Consider the following 24,530-nt stretch of genomic DNA (forward strand, 5'->3'; position numbering starts at 1 on the left):
ATGAATTTATTTTAACGTATTTTCCTCATAAAACAATTATTTAGTAGAAAATAGTTTCACATGAAACAAGTTACAGAAAAAGACAAGGTGAGCAATTTAAATAGACTAAACTAAGAAGAGGATATTATGTTCAATATATGAGCATATATCCTCTTTTCTTATACATATTAGATAAGTTATACAGATATTAAAAATACAGTTCAATATGTATACAATGTTCAGAAAAGTATGTATCCTTTAAGGGGAAGGACGTAGCCCATAGCGGGATGCGTAGTGAGGTCTTTAGACCAAGCGTTAATATTTTTTAGGGGTGAAATGCTATGAGGGTGCAAGAGGTTGCCTTAGAGAATAACAGCAAAAGATACATATTACTAGATCAAGAAGGATTCCCTGTAATGCCAGTTATGAAATATATAAAGTATTTAGATAAGACAGGGAAAAGACCTAATACTCAAAAAGCATATTGTTATTCTTTAAAACATTTTTATACCTACTTAGAAGAAACAAACAAAGATTACAAGTATATTAGATTAGAAGATTTAGTTGACTTTGTGGGGTGGTTAAGAAGCCCCTATCAGAGTCCAAATGTCACCCCTCTCCAACAAAAGAAAGCAATGCGAACGGAAAAAACAATTAACCATACAATTACCGTTATAGCAAACTTCTATGACTACCTCTACCGAAATGAAGAAGTACAAAATGACATGATGGAAAAGTTAATGAAGCAAGTATTTACAGGAGGATACTCACGTTACAAAAGTTTCTTACATCATGTTAATAAGGAAAAGCCATCAATCAGAAACATATTGAAGTTAAAAGAACCACGCAAAAGAGTAGAAACACTTACAAAAGAACAAGTACAACAAGTATTACAAGCAACTACTAATATACGAGATAAGTTCTTAATTCAATTGTTATTTGAAACGGGATTGCGTATTGGAGAAGCGCTCTCTCTTTTCATGGAGGATTTTGTTTATGACCATCAAAAAGGGCATCGGATTCGTTTAGTAGAAAGAGGGGAATTAGAAAACGGTGCGATGTTAAAAACAGGAGAACGTGAAATTTATGTATCACCATCTTTAATGGATTTATATGATGATTACTTATATGAAGTGCTTGATGAATTAGAATGGGATTCAAACTTTGTTTTTGTAAAACTGAGAGGAAAAGATATGGGAAAACCAATGGAATATTGGAACGTTGAGTCTCTATTTAAGCGTTTAAAAAAGAAAACAGAGATAAGCCTACACCCTCACCTATTTCGTCATACACACGCTACAATTTTCTACCAGAAAACAAAGGATATTAAGCAAGTACAAGAACGATTAGGACATTCTCAAATTCAAACAACAATGAATCTATACCTACATCCTTCAGATGAAGATATTCGAGAAGATTGGAATAAAGCACAATCCGAATTTAACCTAAAGAAAAAAAACTGAAAGGAATTACTGTATGAGGAAAATCAAGAATGTTCAGGTAGAAGAAATAGGCTTTCATGAGGGCTTACAAAGAGAGCTTTCAACATATCCTGAAAAAACAGTATACGAAGATGGTTCTGTTTCAATTGAACAAGTAAACAATCCCTATTTCTTAGTTAATGACAAATGGAATATCAATGTTGTAGGTGGAATCAAGCAGTTCGAAGAAGTGGTAGCACACTATAATCATTCCAGTAAAAATATTTACTTTCGACTTAATAATCCTTCACTCAATTTAGAAGTGAAATATATTTGTCATCAGAAATTGTTTAATGATTTATGGACAATCAAGAGTATATTTATCGGTCACAATCCATTAAAAAGAATGACAGAGTTCATAAACGAAAAATACCCCGAAATATCATCCTTTTTGAATTTGGATATTGAAAAAGCAGAACGAGAATATGTCTTTTGGTTGAATAAAAAGGGAATCAAAACTTATTACACTAAAAAACATGAAGATTGTAGAGATAGTTATACAAAAACTGCAATAGCAAGATTTTTAAGAACCGTTTATACTGCATTAATCCAATTCACTGATAAGAGAGATGAATGGGAAAAAGACAAGTGGGATATTCGTAATTTACATGATAAATATGGTATTGACTACAATAAAAGCTCAAATCTCTACAAACTTGATTTCTCAAAGATCGATGAAATGGTTCGTGAACAAGTTAAAAAATATTTTAAGCAACGATTGGTCAGTAAAAACAAGTTTTCTACGGGAACGGCACAGAGTTATCTAAAACATATACCAGGTTTTTTTAAGTTTATATTTTCATTGGAAACAACATGGAAAGACTTAAAGCCTCTAAGAAGAACACATATTGAGAAGTACATCGAACATTTACATGAATACGCTAAAAATAATTTAAAAAAACGTAATGCTCACCCTGCATGTTATGTTATGAAATCGCTGTCTTGTCTACAAAAATTCCTTGAAGACATTCAACGATATGGCTCCCGAAACTAATGTGCGATTATTAATTTTTCCTGAAGATAAACCAAAGCTAAGAAAAAAGTCAATTGAACAAATTGACTATATTCCCGACTATGTATTAGAGCAACTCTTTACTCATATTGATCACTTGCATAAAGAAGTTATCCCTATCGTTTGGATTGCGTTTAAAACAGGACTTAGAATTTCTGATGTATTAGGTTTAACCTCTGATTGTTTAGTAAAACTAAATGGTCAATACTCCATTGAAACCGATATTGAGAAAACATATGTAAAAGGGCATCGAATTCCGATTGACAATGAATTAGCAGATATTCTTGCGGTTCTTATCGAGAAATCAAAAGAACTTAGTAATCAAGACAACAACCCCGAAGGGTATATTTTCGTTCGTTATCGTGGCCAACGGAAGGGAAAACCTTTTACTCAAGACTTTATAAGAAAACACTTAAATATATTAGCAAATCAAAAAAACATCACCGGCGAAAACGGAAAATTATTTCATTTTAAAACTCACCAGTTCCGACATACTTATGCAGTAAAGATGTTGAACGGTGGTGCGGATATTCTTACGGTACAAGAGTTATTAGCACACTCATCCCCTGAAATGACATTAAGGTATGCCAAGCTATTAGATGACACGAAAAGAAAAGCCTTTGAATCGGTAATAAAGCAAGGTGTTTTTAGTTTTGACTTAAACGGTGAAGTACAAGAAATTAAATCAGGAGAAGATATTCCAACAGACATATTGGATGCCTTATGGCAAGACCATAAGCTAAATGCGATGGATAACCCTTATGGAACGTGTCATGCTCGTCTAAATGGAAATTGCCCTCATATGGAAGCACCACCTTGCCTAACTTGTGGTGACAATCAAACACCTTGTAAAGACTTAGCAGTAGGGTTTTCGGAATTAGATAAAGAAAAATATGAACTTCACATTAAAACAACCATAAAAGCTATTGAAATAGCAAAACAAAGGGGTCGAGAAGATATAGCCGAGAAAAACGAAAAGAATTTACAACTTTATCAAAACATTTTCAATACCCTACAAGAAGGAAATATTATCTTTGGTAGGCAAGAGCGGATGAAAAGAAAGTTAGGTGTTAAAAATGTCTGAATATGACCGTTCTGCCCATTTAAAAGCCATTCATGCCAAGCGTAAAGCTGATACCTATCAGAAAGTGAATGAAGCTATTAAAAGGCTTTTAAAAGCAAATGAAAAAATAAATTTTAACAGTGTATCCAGTGAAGCTAATGTATCAAAAGCAACGCTCTATAACAACAAGGACTTCCGTTCGAGAATTGAAACATTACGAAATCAACAATTACAAGTTCCTACACCGAAACAAGTAAAGCGAGAAATGAATGAAAGTAACAAGGATGCCCTGATTGCCTCCCTAAAAAGGAAAAATAAGAAATTAGAAGATGAAAACAAGAAATTAAGAGAACAACTGAAGGTAGCTTACGCAGACGTATATAAGAAGTTATAGTCAATAAGAGAACGTTGTTCTCCTTCTTCAACAATCGGGCCATTTAATTGAATAAGACTACACAAAAAGTCGCTTTCCCTTACGTAAGGAAAGTGTCTTTTTAGATAGATTTTGTGTAATGATAATAAAGTCGTTTAATTTCTATGCTATAAACACGCATTACACCGTCTGAACAATCAAACGATGTTAAAAAATAAGTGTTTAATTTGATTTATCCTTCACTAATTTTAAAAAAATCAGCAATAATAAAGTTATTTAAAACTCAAGTTATTAGTTGACGAGTTTAACAAGTGTTATTTTTCGAAAAGTGGTATCCAGTTAGGATCACGTTCATTATTATCAGGTAGTTTTTGATTAACATGCCTCATTAAAAAGGCTTTTTGATATTGTCTCAAAGATTCTTCATTCGCTCCGCCTTCATAATCAGGATCATCAAATTGAACGTTATCATCTTCCCAAAAACAGATACTGCAAATATCAAATGTACCTGGTGGCTCTTCCTCTAATGTTTTATAACCACAACATGGACATGTATATTTCATATAATCCCCCTAAAAAACCCTACTTTTATTTAATTTTATCACATCCTGCTAAACTATCCTTCGCTAAAAAGCATTTAAAATGAAACAACTTTATTAACTTTTAAACGACTTTATTATAAATAAAACAATTTTATTGTCAATGTACAGGTTTCCCCCTTGTTATCAAGCTATTTACTTTAAGTTCCTTTGACAAATTTCGGAAATGTTGTTGACTATTCAGTTGAACTGTATTAAGTTATTATTAAGTTGAACTATATAGTCGAACTGAATAAAGGGTGAGGATATGAAACATAAATTATTACCGTTGTCTGAAACAATGCATTATATTTTATTAGCTATGCGTGAGCCACTCCATGGCTATGCCGTAATGCAGAAGATAGAAAAGATAAGTAAAGGTACTGTTATTTTAGCAGCTGGTACATTATACGGTGCAATTGAAAACTTGAATAAGCATGGTTGGATTGAACCTGTTGGAGAGTTAGGTCGAAGAAAAGTTTATATGATAACTGCAGAAGGAAGCGCCATTTTGAAAATGGAACAAAACAGGTTATTACATATTTTATCTCTGTACGAAAGAAGTGAATCCAATGAAAAAATTTAAGATGTTTTTTGATATTGAAAAAGAGGAGCAATGGCTGAACGAGCAATTACAAAAGGGCTATCGTTGTACAAATATTAGTGGATTAGGAATATACACTTTCGAAAAAACTGACAAGAGATATGTTATGCGACTTGATTATCAAGATTATTTACCTAAGAAAAAGTTGGTTGAATACAAAGGGATATATAAGGATTTCGGTTGGAACTATATAAAGGGGCCCCGGCTTAGTGGAATACGGTATTGGCAAAAAGAAAATGATGATCAAAATGAAATCTTCTCGGATCGCCAATCAAAGGATAATTATTATAAAAGATTAATGGGTTATTCATTTTGGTTTGGTACGCTGTGTTTAGCTTATTCTTATATGTTTTACAAGGATTCGGGATTATATCATGAAGGTCTTTGGAGTATGAAAGATTCATTATTTTGGAAGGCATTTTTATTTGAAACTCCATTTGTCCTTGTGAAGTTGTCTCCCACACTTCTGTTTGTTTTTTTGGCTAGCATTTTCTATAAAGTTTATCGAAAGTATTCAATGTTAAAAGAAAAATAAACGTTTTTGAAATCTTCCAGAATCGGGCGCGATTGTTGAATAAGAAAGGAGATTACATATTAGTCATATAAAATATGTAATCTCCTTTAATTTATTTATCTTTTTTAAATTTAGGTCTTGATAATAAATACACCTTGTCTTTTTCTGTCGTTACATTTTAGGAGCTTCCATTCCAGCTGCAGCCCACTCTTCTTTTGCAGGACCATATACGCCAGGAACTGTTAAGTCAGCTTGTCGCATTAAAACGGTCATTTGCCCGCGGTGGTGATTTTGATGATTAATGAGTGTCATTAAAAATATAGAATTCGGCATAGGACGGCCAAAGAAGTCATTAATAGTTGCTAAATCTTTATCAGTCCATTCGCTTTGAAGTGCTTCAACAAAAGCTGCGTTTACTTTACGATACCCATCTGCAATTGTTTTAGCTGAAGTTGGAACAGGATAATCTTTCGTTTCTCCTTCAAATTTAAGTCCCGTACCAGATAGCATAACTGGAATTGCCGTCACGATATGCCAAGCAACCCTTCCTAACGTCCAATGCCCAGGTGCAATTTCCTGTAATAAAGATTCATCCGTTAGTGCATCGAGCATCTTCTGAGTAGACTCAGCCTCATATACCCATGATTGTAAAAAGCCTTCAATTGTTTGGTACATTGTTATCCCCCCCCTAGTTTTGTTCCTAGATTAAATTCGTGAAGAAAAATGAGGTTCCTTGTAAATAATACAAAAAATAAAAAAGAAGGCTTCTAACAAGAAGTCTCCTTAATTAACTAACTTTTTTCCCACTCTTCCTCATCAACCACAAGAAATAAGGCGCTCCAAGTACAGCAACGTTTAAATTTGCCCTAACGATAAAGATTTGAATAATCGCTGAAATTCCGATTCCAATTAAGGCAAGAGCTGTTGGGCTAAATCCTGATTTCCATGAGAAGAAGAGGAAATTCGTTTAATGAGGAAGGCGAAAGTACAAGCGAAAGGAGAGAGAATTGCATGTAATAATTATTAGAATGTTAGGAACGAACCTTTGTCTATAAAAGGTTTGTTTTAGAACGGGTAGTTGATAGTGAAAATAAAACCAAGTTTTTATTAGAAAGATGTTTCTTAATTGTTGGCTGTACTTAAAAGATTGAACACGAAGGAAGGGATCAGCATGTCTTTATGGAGCAATAATTGTGGGTGTAATAATCAAAACGGTGTACATGTTGATTCATGCTGTTTTAGTTGCGATGGGACAGTTCCTAAGTTGGGTCCAACAGGGCCAACAGGAGCAACGGGTCCAACAGGGCCAACAGGAGCAACGGGTCCAACAGGATCGACAGGAATAACGGGTCCGACAGGGTCGACAGGAATAACAGGAGCAACGGGTCCAACAGGATCGACAGGAATAACGGGAGCAACGGGTCCAACGGGGTCGACAGGAATAACGGGAGTAACGGGTCCAACAGGATCGACAGGAATAACGGGAGCAACGGGTCCAACGGGAGCAACAGGAATAACAGGAGCAACGGGTCCAACAGGATCGACAGGAATAACGGGAGTAACGGGTCCAACAGGATCGACAGGAATAACAGGAGTAACGGGTCCAACAGGATCGACAGGAATAACGGGAGCAACGGGTCCAACGGGAGCAACAGGAATAACAGGAGCAACAGGTCCAACAGGATCGACAGGAATAACGGGAGCAACGGGTCCAACGGGAGTAACAGGAGCAACAGGCCCAACAGGTCCAACAGGAATAACAGGAGCAACAGGTCCAACGGGAGCGACAGGAATAACGGGAGCAACAGGCCCAACAGGAGCAACAGGAATAACAGGAGCGACAGGAATAACGGGAGCAACAGGAATAACGGGAGCAACAGGTCCAACAGGTCCAACAGGATCGACAGGAATAACGGGAGCGACAGGTCCAACGGGAGCAACAGGAATAACGGGAGCAACAGGTCCAACGGGAGCAACAGGAATAACGGGAGCAACAGGAATAACGGGAACAACAGGAGTAACGGGAGCAACAGGAGCAACAGGAATAACGGGAGCGACAGGTCCAACGGGAGCAACAGGAATAACAGGAATAACGGGAGCAACAGGAGCAACAGGAATAACGGGAGCAACAGGAGCAACAGGAATAACGGGAGCAACAGGAATAACAGGAATAACGGGAGCAACAGGAGCAACAGGTCCAACAGGATCGACAGGAATAACGGGAGCAACGGGAGCAACGGGTCCAACAGGTCCAACAGGTCCAACAGGTCCAACAGGTCCAACAGGATCGACAGGAATAACGGGAGCAACAGGTCCAACAGGATCGACAGGAATAACGGGAGCAACAGGTCCAACAGGATCGACAGGAATAACGGGAGCAACGGGTCCAACGGGGTCGACAGGAATAACGGGAGCAACGGGTCCAACAGGATTGACAGGAATAACGGGAGCAACGGGTCCAACGGGATCGACAGGAATAACGGGAGCAACGGGTCCAACGGGAGCAACAGGTCCAACAGGGTCGACAGGAATAACAGGAGCGACAGGTCCAACGGGAGCAACAGGAATAACGGGAGTAACGGGTCCAACAGGGTCGACAGGAATAACAGGAGCAACGGGTCCAACGGGGTCGACAGGAATAACAGGAGCAACAGGTCCAACGGGAGCAACAGGTACAAGTATCACGGCAACATATGCATTTGCAAATAATACATCGGGTACAGCAATATCGGTACTACTGGGTGGAACAAATGTCACACTCCCGAATAATCAAAATATCGGCCCAGGTATTACAGTGTCTGGGGGGAACACAGTATTTACGACTGCAAATGCAGGGAATTATTATATTTCATATACAATTAATATAACAGCTTCATTATTAGTTAGTTCGCGAATTACAATTAATGGAGCAGCGCTTGCCGGGACTATCAATTCCCCTGCATTAGCAACTACATCATTTAGTGCAACAATTATTACAACTCTTGCAGCAGGAGATGCTATTAGTTTGCAATTATTTGGTTTGTTAGCTGTTGCAACATTATCAACGACTACACCTGGTGCAGTTTTAACGATTATAAGATTAAGCTAAGTAACGTGAACTCTCTTATTCTTTTAAGATTAGGAGAGTTTATACATATAATAAGAAGTTAACGAAGTAAAGCATAGTTATATAAAAGTCAGAATATTATGATTGTAACGTTGTTATGACTATAATATAATGAAAACAACATCATGAATGAACATTCATTTATTTTCACAAGTATTGGAAGGGGGAATGAGAGTGGAAAAACCTTGGCTGCAGAGTTATCCAGATGAAATTCCAGGGACAATTTCTTATGATATTCAGCCACTTCATAGATATTTAGAGAAAATGGCTGCTCGTTATCCAGAAAAGAAAGCGCTTCACTTTTTAGGTAAAGATGTTAAATTTTCAGATTTCCATGACAAGGTAAAGAAATTTGCGAATTACCTTCAAAGGCTTGGTATTGAAAAAGGCGATAGAGTTGCGATTATGTTACCAAATTGTCCGCAATCTGTAATTGGTTATTATGGTACTTTGCTTGCGGGAGGGATTGTCGTACAAACGAATCCTCTTTATACAGAAAGAGAGCTTGAGTACCAACTTCATGACTCAGGGGCAAAAGTTATTCTTTGCCTTGATTTAGTGTTTCCGAGAGTTACTAACGTTCAAACTGCAACAAAGCTTGAGCACATTATCGTAACCCGTATTGCAGATTTTTTACCATTTCCTAAAAATTTACTTTATCCATTTGTACAAAAAAAGCAGGCAAATCTTGTTGTGAATGTGTCGGAAAGCGAAACGATTCATCTTTGGAAATCGGTAGAAAGGGAAAGTAGTACTAATGTTGAAGTTCCATGTGATCCTGAAAATGATTTAGCCCTTTTGCAGTATACAGGGGGAACGACAGGGTTTCCAAAAGGGGTTATGTTAACGCATAAAAACCTCGTTTCGAACACTTTAATGGGCGCACATTGGTTATATAATTGTAAAGAAGGAGAAGAGGTAATTCTTGGTGTTCTTCCGTTTTTTCATGTGTACGGGATGACAGCTGTAATGAATTTAAGTATTATGCAAGGATATAAAATGGTGCTTATTCCGAAATTTGATATGAAAATGGTTTTTGAAGCAATTAAGAAACATAAAGTTACACTATTTCCAGGAGCACCAACTATTTACATTGCTCTATTAAATAGTCCTCTTTTAAAAGAATATGATATTTCTTCAATTCAGGCTTGTATTAGTGGTTCTGCACCGCTTCCTGTAGAAGTACAGGAGGAGTTTGAGAGAGTTACAGGTGGTAAATTAGTAGAAGGTTATGGATTAACTGAGTCATCACCAGTTACACATGGGAATTTTTTGTGGGAAAAACGAGTTCTGGGAAGTATTGGGGTACCGTGGCCAGATACAGAGGCAATCATCATGTCACTTGAAACAGGAGAGGCATTACCTCCGGGTGAAATTGGTGAAATTGTTGTAAGGGGCCCACAAATTATGAAAGGGTATTGGAATAAGCCAGAAGAAACGGCAGCTGTATTGCAAGATGGCTGGCTTCATACAGGTGATGTAGGATACATGGATGAGGATGGCTTTTTCTATGTGAAAGATCGTAAGAAAGATATGATTGTTGCTAGTGGTTTTAACGTATATCCTCGTGAAGTAGAAGAAGTGTTATATGAACACGAAAAGGTGCAAGAAGTGGTAACAATCGGTGTTCCTGATCCGTATCGAGGGGAAACTGTAAAAGCGTTTGTTGTTTTGAAAGAAGGCGTAGAATGTTCTGAAGAAGAATTAGATCAGTTTGCACGTAAATATTTAGCAGCTTATAAAGTCCCGAAAGTATATGAGTTTAGAAGTGAGTTGCCGAAGACGACAGTCGGAAAAATTTTACGCCGTGTCCTAATAGATGAAGAGAAGAGAAAGAATGAGGATGAGCAAACGGGCTAAGGCCCTTTCTTTTTGAAAAAATAGGATTGACACTTTTCTAAATAGTCAGTATTATAAGAATATGAATGACTATTCATTCAGTCATCTTCTTGAAGGGGACAGTAAAGTGAAGAAAAATAGACCGAAATACAATCAAATTATTGATGCAGCAGTCATTGTGATTGCGGAGAATGGATACCATCAAGCGCAAGTTTCTAAAATTGCAAAGCAAGCAGGAGTAGCTGATGGCACGATTTATTTATATTTTAAAAATAAAGAAGATATATTAATATCCTTATTCCAAGAGAAGATGGGAGAATTTGTTGAAACAATTCGTCAAAAAATAGCAGGAATTGAAAGCGCTGTAGCGAAGTTATTCATGTTGGTAGAAACGCACTTCTTGCTGTTGTCACAAAATGATCCTCTTGCTATCGTTACGCAATTAGAACTAAGGCAGTCCAATCAAGACTTGCGCCTTAAAATAAATGAAGTATTAAAAGGCTACTTACAAGTTATGGATGAGATTTTAGAGACAGGTATAAAGCAAGGTGAATTTCAGGCGGATTTAAATGTTCGCGTGGCAAGACAAATGATCTTTGGAACAGTAGATGAAGTTGTGACCAATTGGGTAATGAGCGATCATAAGTATGATCTGGTCGCACTTTCAAAAACGGTACATGGGCTACTTATTGCAGCTTGTGGTTATCGTCAATAATGGGAGGGATCATGTTGAAATTCCTATCTGTAAAAGTTGAAGATCATATCGCGGTGGCGACGTTAAATCATGCTCCAGCTAATGCGATGTCTTCACAAGTTATGCATGACGTTACTGAATTAATCGATCAAGTGGAAAAGGATGATAACATTCGTGTTGTTGTTCTTCATGGGGAAGGACGTTTCTTCTCAGCAGGAGCAGATATTAAAGAATTTACATCTGTTACTGAAGCGAAGCAAGCGACAGAATTAGCGCAACTTGGACAAGTTACGTTTGAGCGCGTAGAAAAATGTTCAAAACCAGTTATTGCGGCAATTCATGGAGCGGCACTTGGCGGCGGCCTTGAGTTTGCTATGTCTTGCCACATGCGCTTTGCTACTGAAAGTGCAAAACTTGGTTTGCCTGAATTGACACTTGGATTAATTCCTGGCTTTGCAGGTACACAACGCTTACCACGTTATGTTGGGAAAGCGAAAGCTTGTGAAATGATGTTAACAAGTACGCCAATTACTGGTGCTGAAGCATTAAAATGGGGACTTGTTAACGGATTGTTCTCTGAAGAATCGTTTTTAGATGATACGCTTAAAGTTGCAAAACAAATTGCTGGAAAAAGTCCAGCAACAACTCGTGCTGTACTAGAGTTATTGCAAACGACGAAATCGTCTCATTATTATGAAGGTGTACAACGTGAATCACAGATTTTTGGTGAAGTATTTACGAGTGAAGATGGAAGAGAAGGTGTAGCAGCGTTTTTAGAAAAACGTAAGCCTTCATTTAGTGGCAGGTAGTTCAATTATTTTTTTAATATAAATTAACAGAATTTTAAAATTGATAGAATCTTTCTGAAAAATAAGGGGGTAAATGAAATGAACATCTACGTACTCATGAAACGAACATTTGATACAGAAGAAAAAATCGTAATTAAAAACGGTGCAATTTACGATGGCGAAGCGGAATTCATCATCAACCCTTACGATGAATATGCGATTGAAGAAGCAATTCAAGTAAGAGATGCACAAGGTGGAGAGGTTACTGTCGTAACAGTTGGTGGCGAAGATAGTGAGAAAGAGCTTCGTACTGCATTAGCGATGGGCTGCGATAAAGCGGTGTTAATTAATATTGAAGATGATGTTGAAAATGGTGACCAGTTCACGACAGCAAAAGTACTTGCTGAATATTTGAAAGATAAAGAAGTAGATTTAATTTTAGGCGGGAACGTTGCGATTGACGGAGCGTCTGGACAAGTTGGTCCACGCGTAGCTGAAGCGTTAAATATCCCATACGTAACGACAATTACAAAACTTGAAATTGATGGTACAAACGTGAAAATTGAGCGTGATGTTGAAGGTGATACAGAAGTTATTGAAACATCATTACCAGTTTTAGTCACAGCGCAACAAGGTTTAAATGAACCTCGTTATCCATCGCTTCCAGGTATTATGAAAGCGAAGAAAAAGCCGCTAGAAGAAGTAGAATTAGATGATTTAGATTTAGAAGAAGATGATGTGGAAGCAAAGACAAAAACAATTGAAATCTATTTGCCTCCTAAGAAAGATGCAGGAAAAGTGTTACAAGGCGAGCTGCAAGATCAAGTAAAAGAACTTGTATCGTTGCTCCATACAGAAGCGAAAGTAATCTAATAAAATACGAAATTATATATGCAGGAGGGAAAATCTATGGCTCGTAAAGTATTAGTAATGGGTGAAGTTCGTGACGGATCACTACGTAACGTTTCGTTTGAAGCGGTAGCAGCAGCAAAAACAATTGCAGAAGGCGGTGAAGTGGTAGGTCTTCTAGTTGGAGACAGCGTGGCCTCTTTTGCAAATGAATTGATTCATTACGGTGCAGATCGCGTTGTGACAGTTGAAAATGATAAATTAAAATCATATACGTCTGATGGTTATGCACAAGCGTTTTTAGCTGTATATGCTGAAGAAAAACCAGAAGGTATTGTATTTGGACATACAGCACTTGGTAAAGATTTATCGCCAAAATTAGCAGCGAAGCTTGAAGCAGGTTTAGTTTCTGACGTGACGGCTTTAGAAGTTGAAGGTGGAAATGTTATCTTCACTCGTCCAATTTACTCTGGTAAAGCATTCGAGAAGAAGATTGTAACAAATGGTATATTATTTGCGACAGTGCGTCCAAATAATATCGCAACTCTTGAAAAAGATGAATCTCGCACAGGTGAAGCGTCTTCTATTACAGTTGATGTGAAAGACTTACGTACAATCATTCAAGACGTTGTCCGTAAAACGGCAGAAGGTGTTGATCTTTCTGAAGCGAAAGTTATTATCGCTGGCGGACGCGGTGTGAAGAGTGAAGAAGGATTTAAACCATTGAAAGAGTTAGCTGACGTATTAGGCGGCGCTGTTGGAGCATCTCGTGGTGCTTGTGACGCTGAGTATTGTGATTACTCATTACAAATTGGTCAAACAGGTAAAGTTGTTACACCAGACTTATACATTGCATGCGGAATTTCTGGTGCGATTCAGCATTTAGCTGGTATGTCTAACTCAAAAATAATCGTTGCGATTAACAAAGATCCAGAAGCGAGTATCTTCAAGGTAGCTGACTACGGTATTGTCGGTGATCTATTTGAAGTATTACCTCTTTTAACAGAAGAGTTTAAAAAGTTAAAAGTACATTCATGATTTGAGTACCCTTGAGTTCCAAGTGAAGTACCCCTATATATAGAAGAAGGTGAGAGATCCCCTGTCTCTCATCTTTTTAGTATTTCATCCATATTTTTATATAGTATAAAGGAACATTTTTTTGTTACAATACATAACGATACATAATATTCGCCACGTATAAAAGTTAATGATATACTCTTGGTAGAATATACTTGAAGGAGGAAATAAAATGGCAATTATAAATGCAAATGACCAAAGCTTCGCAGCTGAAACTAGCGAAGGTGTTGTATTATTAGATTTCTGGGCGCCTTGGTGCGGACCTTGTAAAATGATCGCTCCTGTATTAGAGGAAATCGATTCAGAGTTAGGCGAGAAAGTAAAGGTAGTAAAAGTGGACGTTGATGAAAATCAAGAAACTGCTCGTCAATTCGAAGTAATGAGTATTCCAGCTCTTTTCGTATTAAAAGACGGTAAAGTAGTTGATCAAGCGTTAGGATATAAACCGAAAGAAGCGTTAGTAGAATTAGTTTCTAAACACTTCTAAAATAAAGAAGCTACCATTTGGTAGCTTTTTTTATTTTCTTTTTTACAACCTTTCCGTTACAATAAAAGAACGTATGTTGGGTGTTTTGACATAGTATGTTTTTATGTGAAAATAAAAATGATAAGCATGTAGAAATGGAGGGAGACGAGTGCACGAGCATTTAAAAGAGAAGTTAGCAATTTTGCCCGATCAACCTGGTTGTTATTTAATGAAGGATAAGCAGGGAACGGTTATATATGTTGGAAAAGCAAAGGTACTCAAAAATCGTGTGCGCTCGTACTTTACTGGTTCACATGATGGGAAAACACTTCGGCTTGTTGGAGAAATTGTTGATTTTGAATATATTGTGACTTCCTCAAATTTGGAGGCTCTTATTTTAGAGTTAAATTTAATAAAAAAATATGATCCAAAATATAATATTCAATTAAAAGATGATAAAACATATCCTTTCATTAAAATTACAGCTGAAAAACAGCCGCGCTTACTCATTACGCGAAATGTAAAAAAGGATAAAGGAAAGTACTTTGGGCCTTATCCAAATGCGCAATCGGCACATGAAACAAAGAAATTATTAGATCGTATGTATCCACTTCGTAAATGTTCAAATATGCCAGATAAAGTTTGCTTGTATTATCATATGGGTCAATGTTTAGCACCTTGTGTGAAAGAAGTACCGGATGAGCAAAACAAAGAAATTGTTGATGAAATTATTAAATTCTTAAACGGTGGGCATAAAGAAATTCGTTCAGAATTAGAAACGAAGATGTATGAGGCTTCAGAGAAACTAGAATTTGAACGGGCGAAAGAGTTGCGAGATCAAATTGCTCATATTGATGCAATTATGGAAAAGCAAAAGATGATTATGAGTGATTTAGTGGATCGTGATGTGTTTGGGTATGCAGTTGATAAAGGCTGGATGTGTGTTCAAGTTTTCTTCGTTCGAAAAGGAAAGTTAATTGAGCGCGATGTTTCCATGTTCCCGATATATGATGAACCTGAAGAGGGTTTTTTAACTTTTATCGGTCAATTTTATGAAAACAGTAGTCATTTCAAGCCGAAGGAAATTGTTGTTCCAGGAAGTATAGATTCAGAATTAGTAGAGCGCTTTTTAGAAGTTGAAGCGACACAGCCGAAGCGTGGAAAGAAAAAAGATTTTGTGGAATTAGCAAATAAAAATGCAAAAATTGCACTAGAAGAGAAATTTCACTTAATTGAACGTGATGAAGAACGGACGATTAAAGCTGTTGATAATCTAGGAAAGCAACTAGGGATTGAAACACCCTATCGTATTGAAGCGTTTGATAATTCAAATATTCAAGGAACAAATCCTGTTTCAGCAATGATTGTTTTTATCGATGGGAAACCAGCGAAGAAAGAATATCGGAAATATAAAATTAAAACGGTCCAAGGGCCAGATGATTACGAGTCTATGAGGGAAGTTGTGAGACGCCGTTATACGAGAGCATTAAAGGAAAATTTACCTTTGCCAGATTTAATAATTATCGATGGGGGAAAAGGACATCTCACGGCTACAAGTGATGTTCTTGAAAACGAGCTTGGATTATATATTCCAATGGCTGGGCTTGTAAAAGATGAAAAACATAAAACATCACATTTAATTATTGGGGATCCGCCTGAGCCTGTTATGCTTACGAGGAATAGCCAAGAGTTTTATTTATTGCAGCGCATTCAAGATGAAGTACATCGATTTGCAATTACATTCCATCGTCAATTACACGGGAAATCTGTTATTCAATCCGCGTTGGATGAAATTCCAGGAATCGGTGATAAACGAAAAAAAGTATTGCTAAAACATTTTGGTTCATTAAAAAAGATGAAAGAAGCTTCCATATCGGAATTTGTCGAAGCGGGTATGCCGAAAAATGTAGCGGAGACAATTTATACTTATTTAACAGATAAGAAGACGTTGTAGTTTACAATGTCTTCTGTTTTTTGATATAATTTCTGAAGATTTAAAATAAACGCACCTAAATGAATATACAAAAAAGTCAACTAAACTTATATGTCTAGTTGACTGTAAGTAGATGCTACACTTCAATGAGATCTTTTATATCCCATTTAACAAGAAATGTAATAGAGTCTGAACGTTTTTTCTGTTCCTCATAGGACTCTGCAACGACGTTTCTTTGTCTTTGAATTTGCTCGGCGATAAATCCAGCTTCTAATTGATAAGATGAATGCCTTTTTTGTTTTTGACGCTCAGTAATAAGTGTACCTTTAAGTTGAAACTGCATTTCACGACGTTTATGTTCAATGATGCTTAAAGTACCCCAACCAGCTTTTTCAAAAAACTGAATGACTTCTTCAATTGTTTCTAGCGGATATTTTCTCGCAAGGTTTCTACCGGCCCAGTATAAAATACCATCTAAATCGTTACCAATTAAATCAGGTAGTAATTCTTCACGTAGCAATTCATAAGCGAAGGCGTTCAATGAAACATCTTCTAAAGATGTTATATCGATTGTATTTTTGCTCACAATATTCCCCTCTTTCTATAGGGCTTATTATATAACATTTTTCATTTATAAAAACAGATTTTTCTTAGGGGAAATCTGAATATATAAGAAGAAAAAAAGAATTGGCAAATTATATGCAAATTATGTATACGTTTTCTTGACGCTTCGACAAAAATAGGGGTAAAATGAACTTGGAATCAAATTATGCTGAAATATTTTGAATAATTTTTTCAGTTTTTCTTATGCCAATAGTGAAAAAACATTATTGTTGTAAATTAATCTGAAAACAGCAGTCAAACATTCAAGGGGGTAATGGGGACATGAAAGGCCGCGAGTATACGTTTCGTAAGTGGCACTCATTAATGGGGGTCATCCCGGTTGGTGTCTTTTTGACGCAACATTTAATTGTAAACAACTTTGCAACAAGAGGAGCAGAGGCTTTTAACAAAGCTGCAGGCTTTATGGAGCTCCTTCCATTCCGGTATGCGCTAGAAATTTTCATCATCTTTTTACCTATACTGTACCATGCTATATATGGCTTATATATTGCATTTACAGCTAAGAACAATGCGGTATCTTACGGCTATTTCCGTAACTGGATGTTCGTCTTCCAACGAATTTCAGGTATCGTTACGCTGATCTTCATTTCTTGGCACGTCTGGGAAACTCGTATTCAAGCATTGTTAGGTAAAGAGGTAAACTATGATATGATGGCAGATATTTTAAACAACCCATTTATGTTTGGTTTCTATTTAGTTGGTGTTGTTTCAACAATTTTCCACTTTGCAAATGGACTATGGACATTCTGCATAAGCTGGGGAATTACAGTATCTCCACGTTCACAAAGAATCTCTACTTATGTAACATTAGCTATTTTCTTAGGTCTATCTTATGTAGGTGTGAGTGCATTATTAGCGTTCATCGATCCACAGCTAGCAAACCAGTAAGGAGTGGGAGAGCATGAAAGGGAAACTTATAGTAGTCGGCGGTGGCTTGGCCGGCTTAATGGCAACGATTAAAGCGGCAGAAGCAGGAGTGAATGTTGAACTATTTTCTTTAGTACCAGTAAAACGTTCACATTCTGTATGTGCCCAAGGTGGAATTAACGGTGCCGTAAATACAAAAGGTGAAGGGGATTCTCCATGGATCCACTTTGACGATACAATTTATGGTGGGGACTTCTTAGCGAACCAACCACCAGTTAAAGCGATGTGTGATGCAGCACCTGGTATTATTCATTTAATGGACCGCATGGGTGTTATGTTCAACCGTACGGAAGAAGGACTTCTTGATTTCCGTCGTTTCGGTGGAACACAACATCACCGTACAGCATTTGCTGGCGCAACAACTGGTCAACAATTACTATATGCATTAGATGAGCAAGTACGTCGTCATGAAGTAGCAGGACTTGTAACGAAATATGAAGGTTGGGATTTCTTACGAGCTGTTGTGGATGATGAAGGTGTGTGCCGAGGAATCGTCGCGCAAGACTTACAAACTATGGAGATAAAAAGTTTCCAAGCTGATGCCGTAATTATGGCAACAGGGGGCCCTGGTATCATCTTTGGAAAATCAACAAACTCTATTATTAATACAGGTACAGCAGCGTCTGCTGTATATCAACAAGGTGCATATTATGCGAACGGTGAGTTCATTCAAATCCATCCAACGGCAATTCCTGGAGACGATAAGTTACGTCTTATGAGTGAATCTGCACGTGGTGAAGGTGGACGTGTTTGGACATATAAAGATGGTAAGCCATGGTACTTCTTAGAAGAAAAATATCCAGCTTACGGAAACCTTGTACCTCGTGATATTGCAACGCGTGAAATCTTTGATGTTTGCGTAGAGCAAAAACTAGGTATTAACGGTGAAAACATGGTGTACTTAGATCTTTCTCATAAAGATCCGAAAGAACTAGATATTAAACTTGGTGGAATTATTGAAATCTATGAAAAATTTACAGGTGATGATCCTCGTAAACTACCAATGAAAATATTCCCAGCGGTTCACTATTCAATGGGCGGATTATGGGTTGATTATAAACAAATGACAAGTATTCCAGGTTTATTTGCAGCAGGTGAGTGTGATTATTCTATGCACGGTGGTAATCGCCTTGGTGCGAACTCACTATTATCAGCAATTTACGGTGGTATGGTAGCAGGACCGAACGCAATTGAGTATATGAAAGGTCTTTCTAAATCATCTGATGCTGTTTCATCTACTGTATATGAGCAAAATGAATTAATCGAAACAGAGAAATTTAACAATATTTTAGCGCTTGATGGTAACGAAAATGCGTATGTTCTTCATAAAGAGCTTGGAGAATGGATGACAGATAACGTTACAGTAGTTCGTGAAAATAAAAAATTATTAGAAACAGATGCGAAAATTGAAGAGTTAATGGCGCGTTACAAACGCATTAACATTAACGATACAGCAAGATGGAGTAACCAAGGTGCTTCATTTACACGCCAACTTGCAAATATGTTTGAGTTAGCGCGTGTTATTACAATTGGAGCATATAACCGTAATGAAAGCCGCGGGGCGCATTACAAACCAGAATTCCCAAATCGTGATGATGCAAACTTCTTAAAAACTACGATGGCGAAATTTGAGGGAGAAGGAAAGGCACCAGCATTCCATTACGAAGAAGTGGATGTTTCATTAATTAAACCACGTAAACGTGACTATTCCTCAAAACATGATGTAGCTGCTAAGGGTGAAGAGAAGGGGGATAAGCAACATGTCTGAGAAAACAATCCGCCTCATCATTACGAGACAAGATGGACCAGATGCACAAGAGTTTGACCAAGAGTTTGAAATTCCATATCGTCCAAATATGAATATTATTTCGGCACTGATGGAAATTCGTCGTAATCCTGTTGATTCAAAAGGAAACCAGACGACTCCGATTGCATGGGATATGAACTGTTTAGAAGAAGTATGTGGTGCTTGTTCGATGGTGATTAACGGAAAACCACGTCAATCATGTACAGCTCTTATTGACCAGTTAGAACAACCAATTCGCTTAAAGCCGATGAAGACATTCCCGATTGTACGTGACTTACAAGTTGACCGTAGCCGTATGTTTAACGCGTTAAAACGTGTTAAAGCTTGGATTCCAATCGACGGTACGTACGACCTAGGACCAGGTCCAAGAATGCCAGAGAAAAAGCGTCAATGGGCATATGAACTTTCGAAATGTATGACATGTGGTGTTTGCTTAGAGTCATGTCCGAACGTAAACAGTAAGTCTGACTTTATTGGACCAGCACCGCTTTCACAAGCGCGTTTATTTAACTCGCATCCAACTGGTGAAATGCATAAAGCAGATCGCTTGCGTGCAATTATGGGTGATGGAGGACTTGCAAACTGTGGTAACTCTCAAAACTGTGTGCAATCATGTCCGAAAGGTATTCCATTAACAACTTCAATTGCAGCATTAAACCGTGATACAACAATTCAATCGTTCAAAGATTTCTTTGGTAGCGACAATAACTATTAATAAATATTGCCTCTTCATGTTGAAGAGGCAATATTTATAACTTTATATTTCTGTTTATTCTGTTTATTTTAAAGGCGAAAAGGAGAGGGAACGATGAAGAGAATTTCTTATATTGAAGACTTTGAGCAATGGGAGAGTGGTTTTTCATTTTATAATCCTGTCAAAGTTCGTTTTGGTGAAGTAGATATGTTTGGACATGTAAATAATGTCGTTGCTTTTACATATTTTGAAGAAGCTCGTATCGCATTGTTTAAAGAACTTGGATTTATGCAAGAATGGACACATGAATCTTCAGAAACGATGATCGTTGTTGCAGATTTACAATGCAATTTTATTAAACAAATTTATTTTGATGAGCAGTTGAAAATATATGTAAAGGCAGGAGCGGTTGGGAACTCCTCTTTAGATTTACACTATATGGTCAAAAATGCAGAAGGAGAAGTTTGTTTAGTTGGACGCGGTATGATGGTCCAAGCATCGAAAAAAACTGGAAGAGGCGAACCGTGGCCTGAGGAATGGAAGAAATTATTACAATAATAGAATAAAAGAAAAATAAGAGAGCGATTCGCTCTCTTATTTTTTGTCCTTCATTGCCTCTTCTAATGTTAGATGGTGCTTATATATGTATGCGGCATATGGATTGCCAACGTAGCGTAAGTGCCACGGTTCGTATGAATACTCTGTTGTCTCTGTTTTATCCTCTAAATAACGAATGACAAATCCGAACTCATGGGCATGTTCTGCAACCCATTTTCCTTCTGCTGTCTCTCCGAAGATTGGTTCTAATTGGAATTTAGCAGATTTTGAGCTAATATCCATTGCTAGACCAGTTTGATGCTCGCTTGTTCCAGGAATTGCACTTACCGAATCAGCCTCAGCTTTTCCTTGGCGTTTAATATATGTATTATGTAATGACTGTTGGCGTTTGTAAGAACGGTAACCTGAAACTGCTGTAAGTTCTAAACCTTCTTCTTTGGCTGCTTGGAACATTTTTTCAAGAGCGTCTGCAGCATCTTTGCGAAGCAATGTTTTCTCTTTATCTTTTGGACTAGTAAATGGTACGTTCGGTTTCGTTAAATCTTCTGGAATGTACCCATTTGGTAATTTACGATGTTTATTGACTAATACAAGAGCAGAATCTGGATTTGTTACAACGGAAAAATTATCATCTAGTTTCTTTGCATTATGATCAGCTTTTGGAAAAGCAGGAATCTCTTCTTTTGGATGGTTACTATGTTTTTGACTTTCGACAGCTTTCGCCTCATTTTGCAGTGGTGATTTAGAACCAAAGTAAGCGAAAGATGTGATACCGATTACAATAGTAGCGGCAGAAATAATTATTATTTTTTTCATGATGCCCTGTAATCACAGTCCTTTCTTAATAAAATATGTATCGTTTTTATTATAAGTTTAGTTTGTTGAAAAAGAAATATAAGAGTCGTAACGTAATAGAAATGCAAAGAAAATGTCAGAAAATGTGTGAAAATGTAGTATTTTTTCATATAATTCATTTCTTATCTTTCATGAAGTGCATTTTTTATGTAATATATGTATATAAGAAGATGTAGCGATTATCGAGAATAAAAGACTTCTTGTATAGACTAGGAGTGAATGGGAATGGATTTTGCAACAATTATTGGAATCATTTTAGGAGTATTAGCGGTAGTCGTAGGGATGGTCGTCAAGGGCGCTGACATAACAGCCTTACTAAATCCTGCCGCAGCACTAATTATTTTCGTCGGTACATTTGCTGCAGTGTGTATTGCATTTCCGATGAATCAACTAAAAAGAGTTCCAAAATTATTTAAAGTTCTTTTTGGTTCAAATAAAAAAGATTTAAGTTATGAACAATTGCTAGAATTATTTGTTCATTGGACATCTGAGAGTAGAAAATACGGTATTTTGTCTTTAGAGCAACAATTAGATGAAATTGAAGATGAATTTCTTTTGCGTGGTATGAAATTTGTTATTGATGGTGTATCTGCGGAAGATTTAGAACAAATTTTAGAAGCCGAATTAGAAGCAATTGAAGAGAGGCATGCAAAAGGAGCTGCTATTTTCTCACAAGCAGGTACATATGCACCTACATTAGGGGTTTTAGGTGCTGTTATTGGTCTTGTAGCTGCTCTTGGTAATTTAACTGATATTGACAAGTTAGGACATGCTATTTCAGGTGCGTTTATTGCAACGATTTTTGGTATTTTTTCAGGTTACGTATTATGGCATCCATTTGCAAACAAATTGAAGCAAAAGTCTGCTGCTGAATTAGAGAAGAAACGTTTAATTATTGATTGTTTATTAATGTTACAAGAAGGTACATATCCGTTTATTATGAAAAACCGCATTTTAGGTGCGCTTTCTGCAACTGAGCGTAAGAAGCTAGAAAAAGGAGCGGAAAAAAATGCGGAGTAAGAAAAATAGAAGAGGCAAAAAGAAAAAACATGAAGAGCATATTGATGAAACTTGGTTAATTCCGTATTCTGATATGCTAACGTTGTTGTTTGCTTTGTTTATTGTTTTATTTGCAATGAGTAGTATAGATGCTGCGAAATTTAAACAGATGGCAGTAGCTTTTCGAAGTGAACTAGCAGGTGGAACAGGAAATAAAGAGTTTTTAAGTGATCAAAAGCCGAATGAAGAGAAAGAGTTATCGGCAAGTAGTCTTGAGGCAGAACAAATAAAAAAACAAGAAGAAGCTAGAGCCAAAGAAAAAAAAGAAATGGATGAGTTGAAAGTATTACAAAAAAAGATTGATCAATATATTAATGAGAACCAATTATCTTCTTCTTTTAAAACAGATTTAACTGAAAAGGGATTAATGTTAACAATATTAGAAAATGTATTATTTGACTCAGGGAAAGCGGATGTGAAATTGGAATCATTAGGGATTGCAAAGGAGATGTCTAGCTTACTTGTTTCAGCATCACCTCGTGAAATTACAGTGTCTGGTCATACAGATACTGTTCCTATTGCAAATGCTCAGTTTGCATCAAACTGGGAGTTAAGTACACAGCGTGCAGTTAATTTTATGCAGGTGTTACTCCAAAATAAAGAATTGCAACCAGAAAAATTTAGTGCAATTGGTTACGGAGAATACCGTTCAATTGCACCAAATGATACGCCAGAAGGAAAAGCGAAAAATAGACGTGTAGAAGTGTTTATTTTACCTTTAACAAGAAATACGCAATAAAAGAGGATGGCGAAAGCCATCCTCTTTTTTATTTTGTATCAAATGATTTTAAGTTGTCACGACGAATTTTGTCTTTTTCTGTATCTGATTTTTTGAAATCATAGTCATATAAAGCGCCTTCCCAATCGCCATACATTGGGTTAGGGAAAATGATGAATTTCTCACCAAATTGTGCTTTTGAATCTGCGACTGTTTGATTGCGATCTTTTACAGATTTCCCATCAAAACCAGTGAAATCAGATAAGTTGTCACCGAAGAATAGGACGATGTCATGTGTTTGAGAAACAAGTTCACGACGCTTTTCTTTCCCTTTTTCTTTCGGGTCTTGTAGTAGTATGTGTTCTTTCGTTGCTTGAGGAGCACCTACGCGCTCAAGGTTTTTAATTGTTGCATCTAGTTGATTCGTTTTACGATTTGAGATGTAGTAAATATCTACACCTTTAGACTCTGTATATTTTAAGAAATCAATTGCGCCTGGAAGAGCTTCAGCTTCAGCCTTATTAATCCAATCGTCCCATTTATAAGGATAGCCTTTTCCTGTTTTTACGCTCATTGCTTGATGAGGACTGTTATCTAAAACAGTTTCATCTAAATCAAGTACGATAGCAGGTTTTTTGTTTGTGCCTTTTGCAAGAGCTGCATCAAGCTTCAATTGACCAATATTATATCCTTGGTAGTATAGTGCTTTCGTTTCACCAGCTGTTTGATACCATAAATCAGCCATCAATTGCTGGTCTGTTAATTTTACTTTTTCTTCTTTTGCCACTGTTTTCTCAGCTGTTCCTGAACATGCTACAAGCGATGTAGAAAGAACGGCTACAGATAATAAAGTGGTAATACCCCTCTTCATCTTCATATGTACCCTCCTTGATGTTAGTAAATCATTTAATATTATATATTAAAATATAATA

The 24,530-nt window shown here is 36.9% G+C and carries 23 protein-coding genes and 1 pseudogene; 19 read left to right on the forward strand and 5 right to left on the reverse strand.

The window, feature by feature from the left end; genetic code table 11:
- Positions 1–320 precede the first annotated feature (320 nt).
- The 3 genes and pseudogenes from ACFWDE_RS10125 (at position 321) to ACFWDE_RS10135 (ending at position 3,929) form a co-directional block, all read left to right on the forward strand.
- On the forward strand, positions 321–1,442 hold the full coding sequence (locus tag ACFWDE_RS10125; protein ID WP_377891982.1) for a tyrosine-type recombinase/integrase: 1,122 nt from the start codon (positions 321–323) through the stop codon (positions 1,440–1,442).
- Positions 1,443–1,455: 13 nt separating this feature from the next.
- Positions 1,456–3,556: pseudogene (locus tag ACFWDE_RS10130) on the forward strand (tyrosine-type recombinase/integrase).
- Positions 3,549–3,929: a DUF6262 family protein gene (locus ACFWDE_RS10135; RefSeq protein WP_377891985.1), complete on the forward strand. Its 381-nt coding sequence runs from the start codon at positions 3,549–3,551 to the stop codon at positions 3,927–3,929. Before ACFWDE_RS10130 ends, ACFWDE_RS10135 begins: the two are co-directional and overlap by 8 nt.
- 293 nt (positions 3,930–4,222) lie before the next feature.
- Here the strand turns inward: ACFWDE_RS10135 and ACFWDE_RS10140 are convergent, their stop codons facing one another.
- Entirely contained in the window at positions 4,223–4,471 is a 249-nt protein-coding gene (locus tag ACFWDE_RS10140) for a CPCC family cysteine-rich protein (RefSeq protein ID WP_002035324.1), read from the reverse strand.
- A gap of 283 nt (positions 4,472–4,754) precedes the next feature.
- Between ACFWDE_RS10140 and ACFWDE_RS10145 the strand changes: the two genes are divergently transcribed.
- The gene (locus ACFWDE_RS10145; protein ID WP_002069545.1) at positions 4,755–5,072 is read left to right on the forward strand and encodes a PadR family transcriptional regulator; all 318 of its coding nucleotides are present in this window, start codon (positions 4,755–4,757) and stop codon (positions 5,070–5,072) included.
- A complete protein-coding gene (locus ACFWDE_RS10150) occupies positions 5,059–5,625 on the forward strand; it encodes a DUF2812 domain-containing protein (protein ID WP_016094988.1) in 567 nt (188 codons plus the stop codon). Before ACFWDE_RS10145 ends, ACFWDE_RS10150 begins: the two co-directional genes overlap by 14 nt.
- Positions 5,626–5,775: 150 nt before the next feature.
- Here ACFWDE_RS10150 and ACFWDE_RS10155 read toward each other — a convergent pair whose 3' ends face one another.
- Positions 5,776–6,279 carry a DinB family protein gene (locus ACFWDE_RS10155; protein ID WP_377891990.1) on the reverse strand — a complete coding sequence of 168 codons (504 nt, stop codon included), beginning with the start codon at positions 6,277–6,279 and terminating at the stop codon, positions 5,776–5,778.
- A 496-nt stretch (positions 6,280–6,775) separates the two neighbouring features.
- Between ACFWDE_RS10155 and ACFWDE_RS10160 the strand changes: the two genes are divergently transcribed.
- The 8 genes from ACFWDE_RS10160 (at position 6,776) to uvrC (ending at position 16,377) form a co-directional block, all read left to right on the forward strand.
- Positions 6,776–8,692 (forward strand): BclA C-terminal domain-containing protein, encoded by a 1,917-nt coding sequence (locus ACFWDE_RS10160; RefSeq protein ID WP_377891992.1) that lies wholly within the window; start codon positions 6,776–6,778, stop codon positions 8,690–8,692.
- A 192-nt stretch (positions 8,693–8,884) separates the two neighbouring features.
- On the forward strand, positions 8,885–10,570 hold the full coding sequence (locus ACFWDE_RS10165; RefSeq protein ID WP_377891994.1) for a long-chain-fatty-acid--CoA ligase: 1,686 nt from the start codon (positions 8,885–8,887) through the stop codon (positions 10,568–10,570).
- A gap of 106 nt (positions 10,571–10,676) precedes the next feature.
- Positions 10,677–11,264: a fatty acid metabolism transcriptional regulator FadR gene (locus tag ACFWDE_RS10170; protein ID WP_012261773.1), complete on the forward strand. Its 588-nt coding sequence runs from the start codon at positions 10,677–10,679 to the stop codon at positions 11,262–11,264.
- Positions 11,265–11,275: 11 nt separating this feature from the next.
- Positions 11,276–12,052, forward strand: a complete 777-nt coding sequence (locus ACFWDE_RS10175; protein WP_002145489.1) for an enoyl-CoA hydratase — start codon at positions 11,276–11,278, stop codon at positions 12,050–12,052.
- A gap of 78 nt (positions 12,053–12,130) precedes the next feature.
- The gene (etfB, locus tag ACFWDE_RS10180; RefSeq protein WP_001029036.1) at positions 12,131–12,904 is read left to right on the forward strand and encodes an electron transfer flavoprotein subunit beta; all 774 of its coding nucleotides are present in this window, start codon (positions 12,131–12,133) and stop codon (positions 12,902–12,904) included.
- 36 nt (positions 12,905–12,940) lie between these two features.
- Positions 12,941–13,918 (forward strand): electron transfer flavoprotein subunit alpha, encoded by a 978-nt coding sequence (gene etfA / locus ACFWDE_RS10185; protein ID WP_377891999.1) that lies wholly within the window; start codon positions 12,941–12,943, stop codon positions 13,916–13,918.
- Positions 13,919–14,129: 211 nt separating this feature from the next.
- Complete coding sequence (trxA, locus tag ACFWDE_RS10190; protein WP_000974757.1) at positions 14,130–14,444, forward strand: thioredoxin; 315 nt, start codon at positions 14,130–14,132, stop codon at positions 14,442–14,444.
- Between the two features lie 148 nt (positions 14,445–14,592).
- Positions 14,593–16,377, forward strand: a complete 1,785-nt coding sequence (gene uvrC, locus ACFWDE_RS10195; protein WP_377892003.1) for an excinuclease ABC subunit C — start codon at positions 14,593–14,595, stop codon at positions 16,375–16,377.
- A gap of 115 nt (positions 16,378–16,492) precedes the next feature.
- On the opposite strand, the gene ACFWDE_RS10200 is transcribed toward uvrC, so the two are convergent.
- Complete coding sequence (locus ACFWDE_RS10200; RefSeq protein ID WP_002015405.1) at positions 16,493–16,942, reverse strand: YslB family protein; 450 nt, start codon at positions 16,940–16,942, stop codon at positions 16,493–16,495.
- Positions 16,943–17,241: 299 nt separating this feature from the next.
- On the opposite strand from ACFWDE_RS10200, the gene sdhC reads away from it, so the two are divergent.
- The 4 genes from sdhC to ACFWDE_RS10220 all read left to right on the forward strand — a co-directional run bounded on the left by sdhC (position 17,242) and on the right by ACFWDE_RS10220 (position 20,966).
- Positions 17,242–17,868, forward strand: a complete 627-nt coding sequence (gene sdhC, locus ACFWDE_RS10205) for a succinate dehydrogenase cytochrome B558 (protein ID WP_002015407.1) — start codon at positions 17,242–17,244, stop codon at positions 17,866–17,868.
- Between the two features lie 13 nt (positions 17,869–17,881).
- Positions 17,882–19,675 (forward strand): succinate dehydrogenase flavoprotein subunit, encoded by a 1,794-nt coding sequence (gene sdhA, locus ACFWDE_RS10210; RefSeq protein ID WP_377892007.1) that lies wholly within the window; start codon positions 17,882–17,884, stop codon positions 19,673–19,675.
- A complete protein-coding gene (gene sdhB / locus ACFWDE_RS10215) occupies positions 19,668–20,429 on the forward strand; it encodes a succinate dehydrogenase iron-sulfur subunit (RefSeq protein ID WP_002088861.1) in 762 nt (253 codons plus the stop codon). Before sdhA ends, sdhB begins: the two co-directional genes overlap by 8 nt.
- Positions 20,430–20,522: 93 nt before the next feature.
- Positions 20,523–20,966, forward strand: coding sequence for an acyl-CoA thioesterase (locus ACFWDE_RS10220; protein WP_002145496.1), 444 nt, complete (start codon positions 20,523–20,525; stop codon positions 20,964–20,966).
- A 36-nt stretch (positions 20,967–21,002) separates the two neighbouring features.
- On the opposite strand, the gene ACFWDE_RS10225 is transcribed toward ACFWDE_RS10220, so the two are convergent.
- Positions 21,003–21,782, reverse strand: coding sequence for a M15 family metallopeptidase (locus ACFWDE_RS10225; RefSeq protein WP_377892012.1), 780 nt, complete (start codon positions 21,780–21,782; stop codon positions 21,003–21,005).
- A 264-nt stretch (positions 21,783–22,046) separates the two neighbouring features.
- Here ACFWDE_RS10225 and motA point away from each other — a divergent pair, with 264 nt between their 5' ends.
- On the forward strand, positions 22,047–22,841 hold the full coding sequence (motA, locus tag ACFWDE_RS10230) for a flagellar motor stator protein MotA (RefSeq protein WP_219303615.1): 795 nt from the start codon (positions 22,047–22,049) through the stop codon (positions 22,839–22,841).
- Complete coding sequence (gene motB, locus ACFWDE_RS10235) at positions 22,831–23,619, forward strand: flagellar motor protein MotB (protein ID WP_377892015.1); 789 nt, start codon at positions 22,831–22,833, stop codon at positions 23,617–23,619. Before motA ends, motB begins: the two co-directional genes overlap by 11 nt.
- 28 nt (positions 23,620–23,647) lie before the next feature.
- On the opposite strand, the gene ACFWDE_RS10240 is transcribed toward motB, so the two are convergent.
- Positions 23,648–24,475 (reverse strand): 5'-nucleotidase, lipoprotein e(P4) family, encoded by an 828-nt coding sequence (locus ACFWDE_RS10240; RefSeq protein ID WP_377892018.1) that lies wholly within the window; start codon positions 24,473–24,475, stop codon positions 23,648–23,650.
- Positions 24,476–24,530: the final 55 nt, after the last annotated feature.

Origin of the sequence: Bacillus sp. NPDC060175 (assembly GCF_042728695.1) — a bacterium.
GTDB lineage: Bacteria > Bacillota > Bacilli > Bacillales > Bacillaceae_G > Bacillus_A.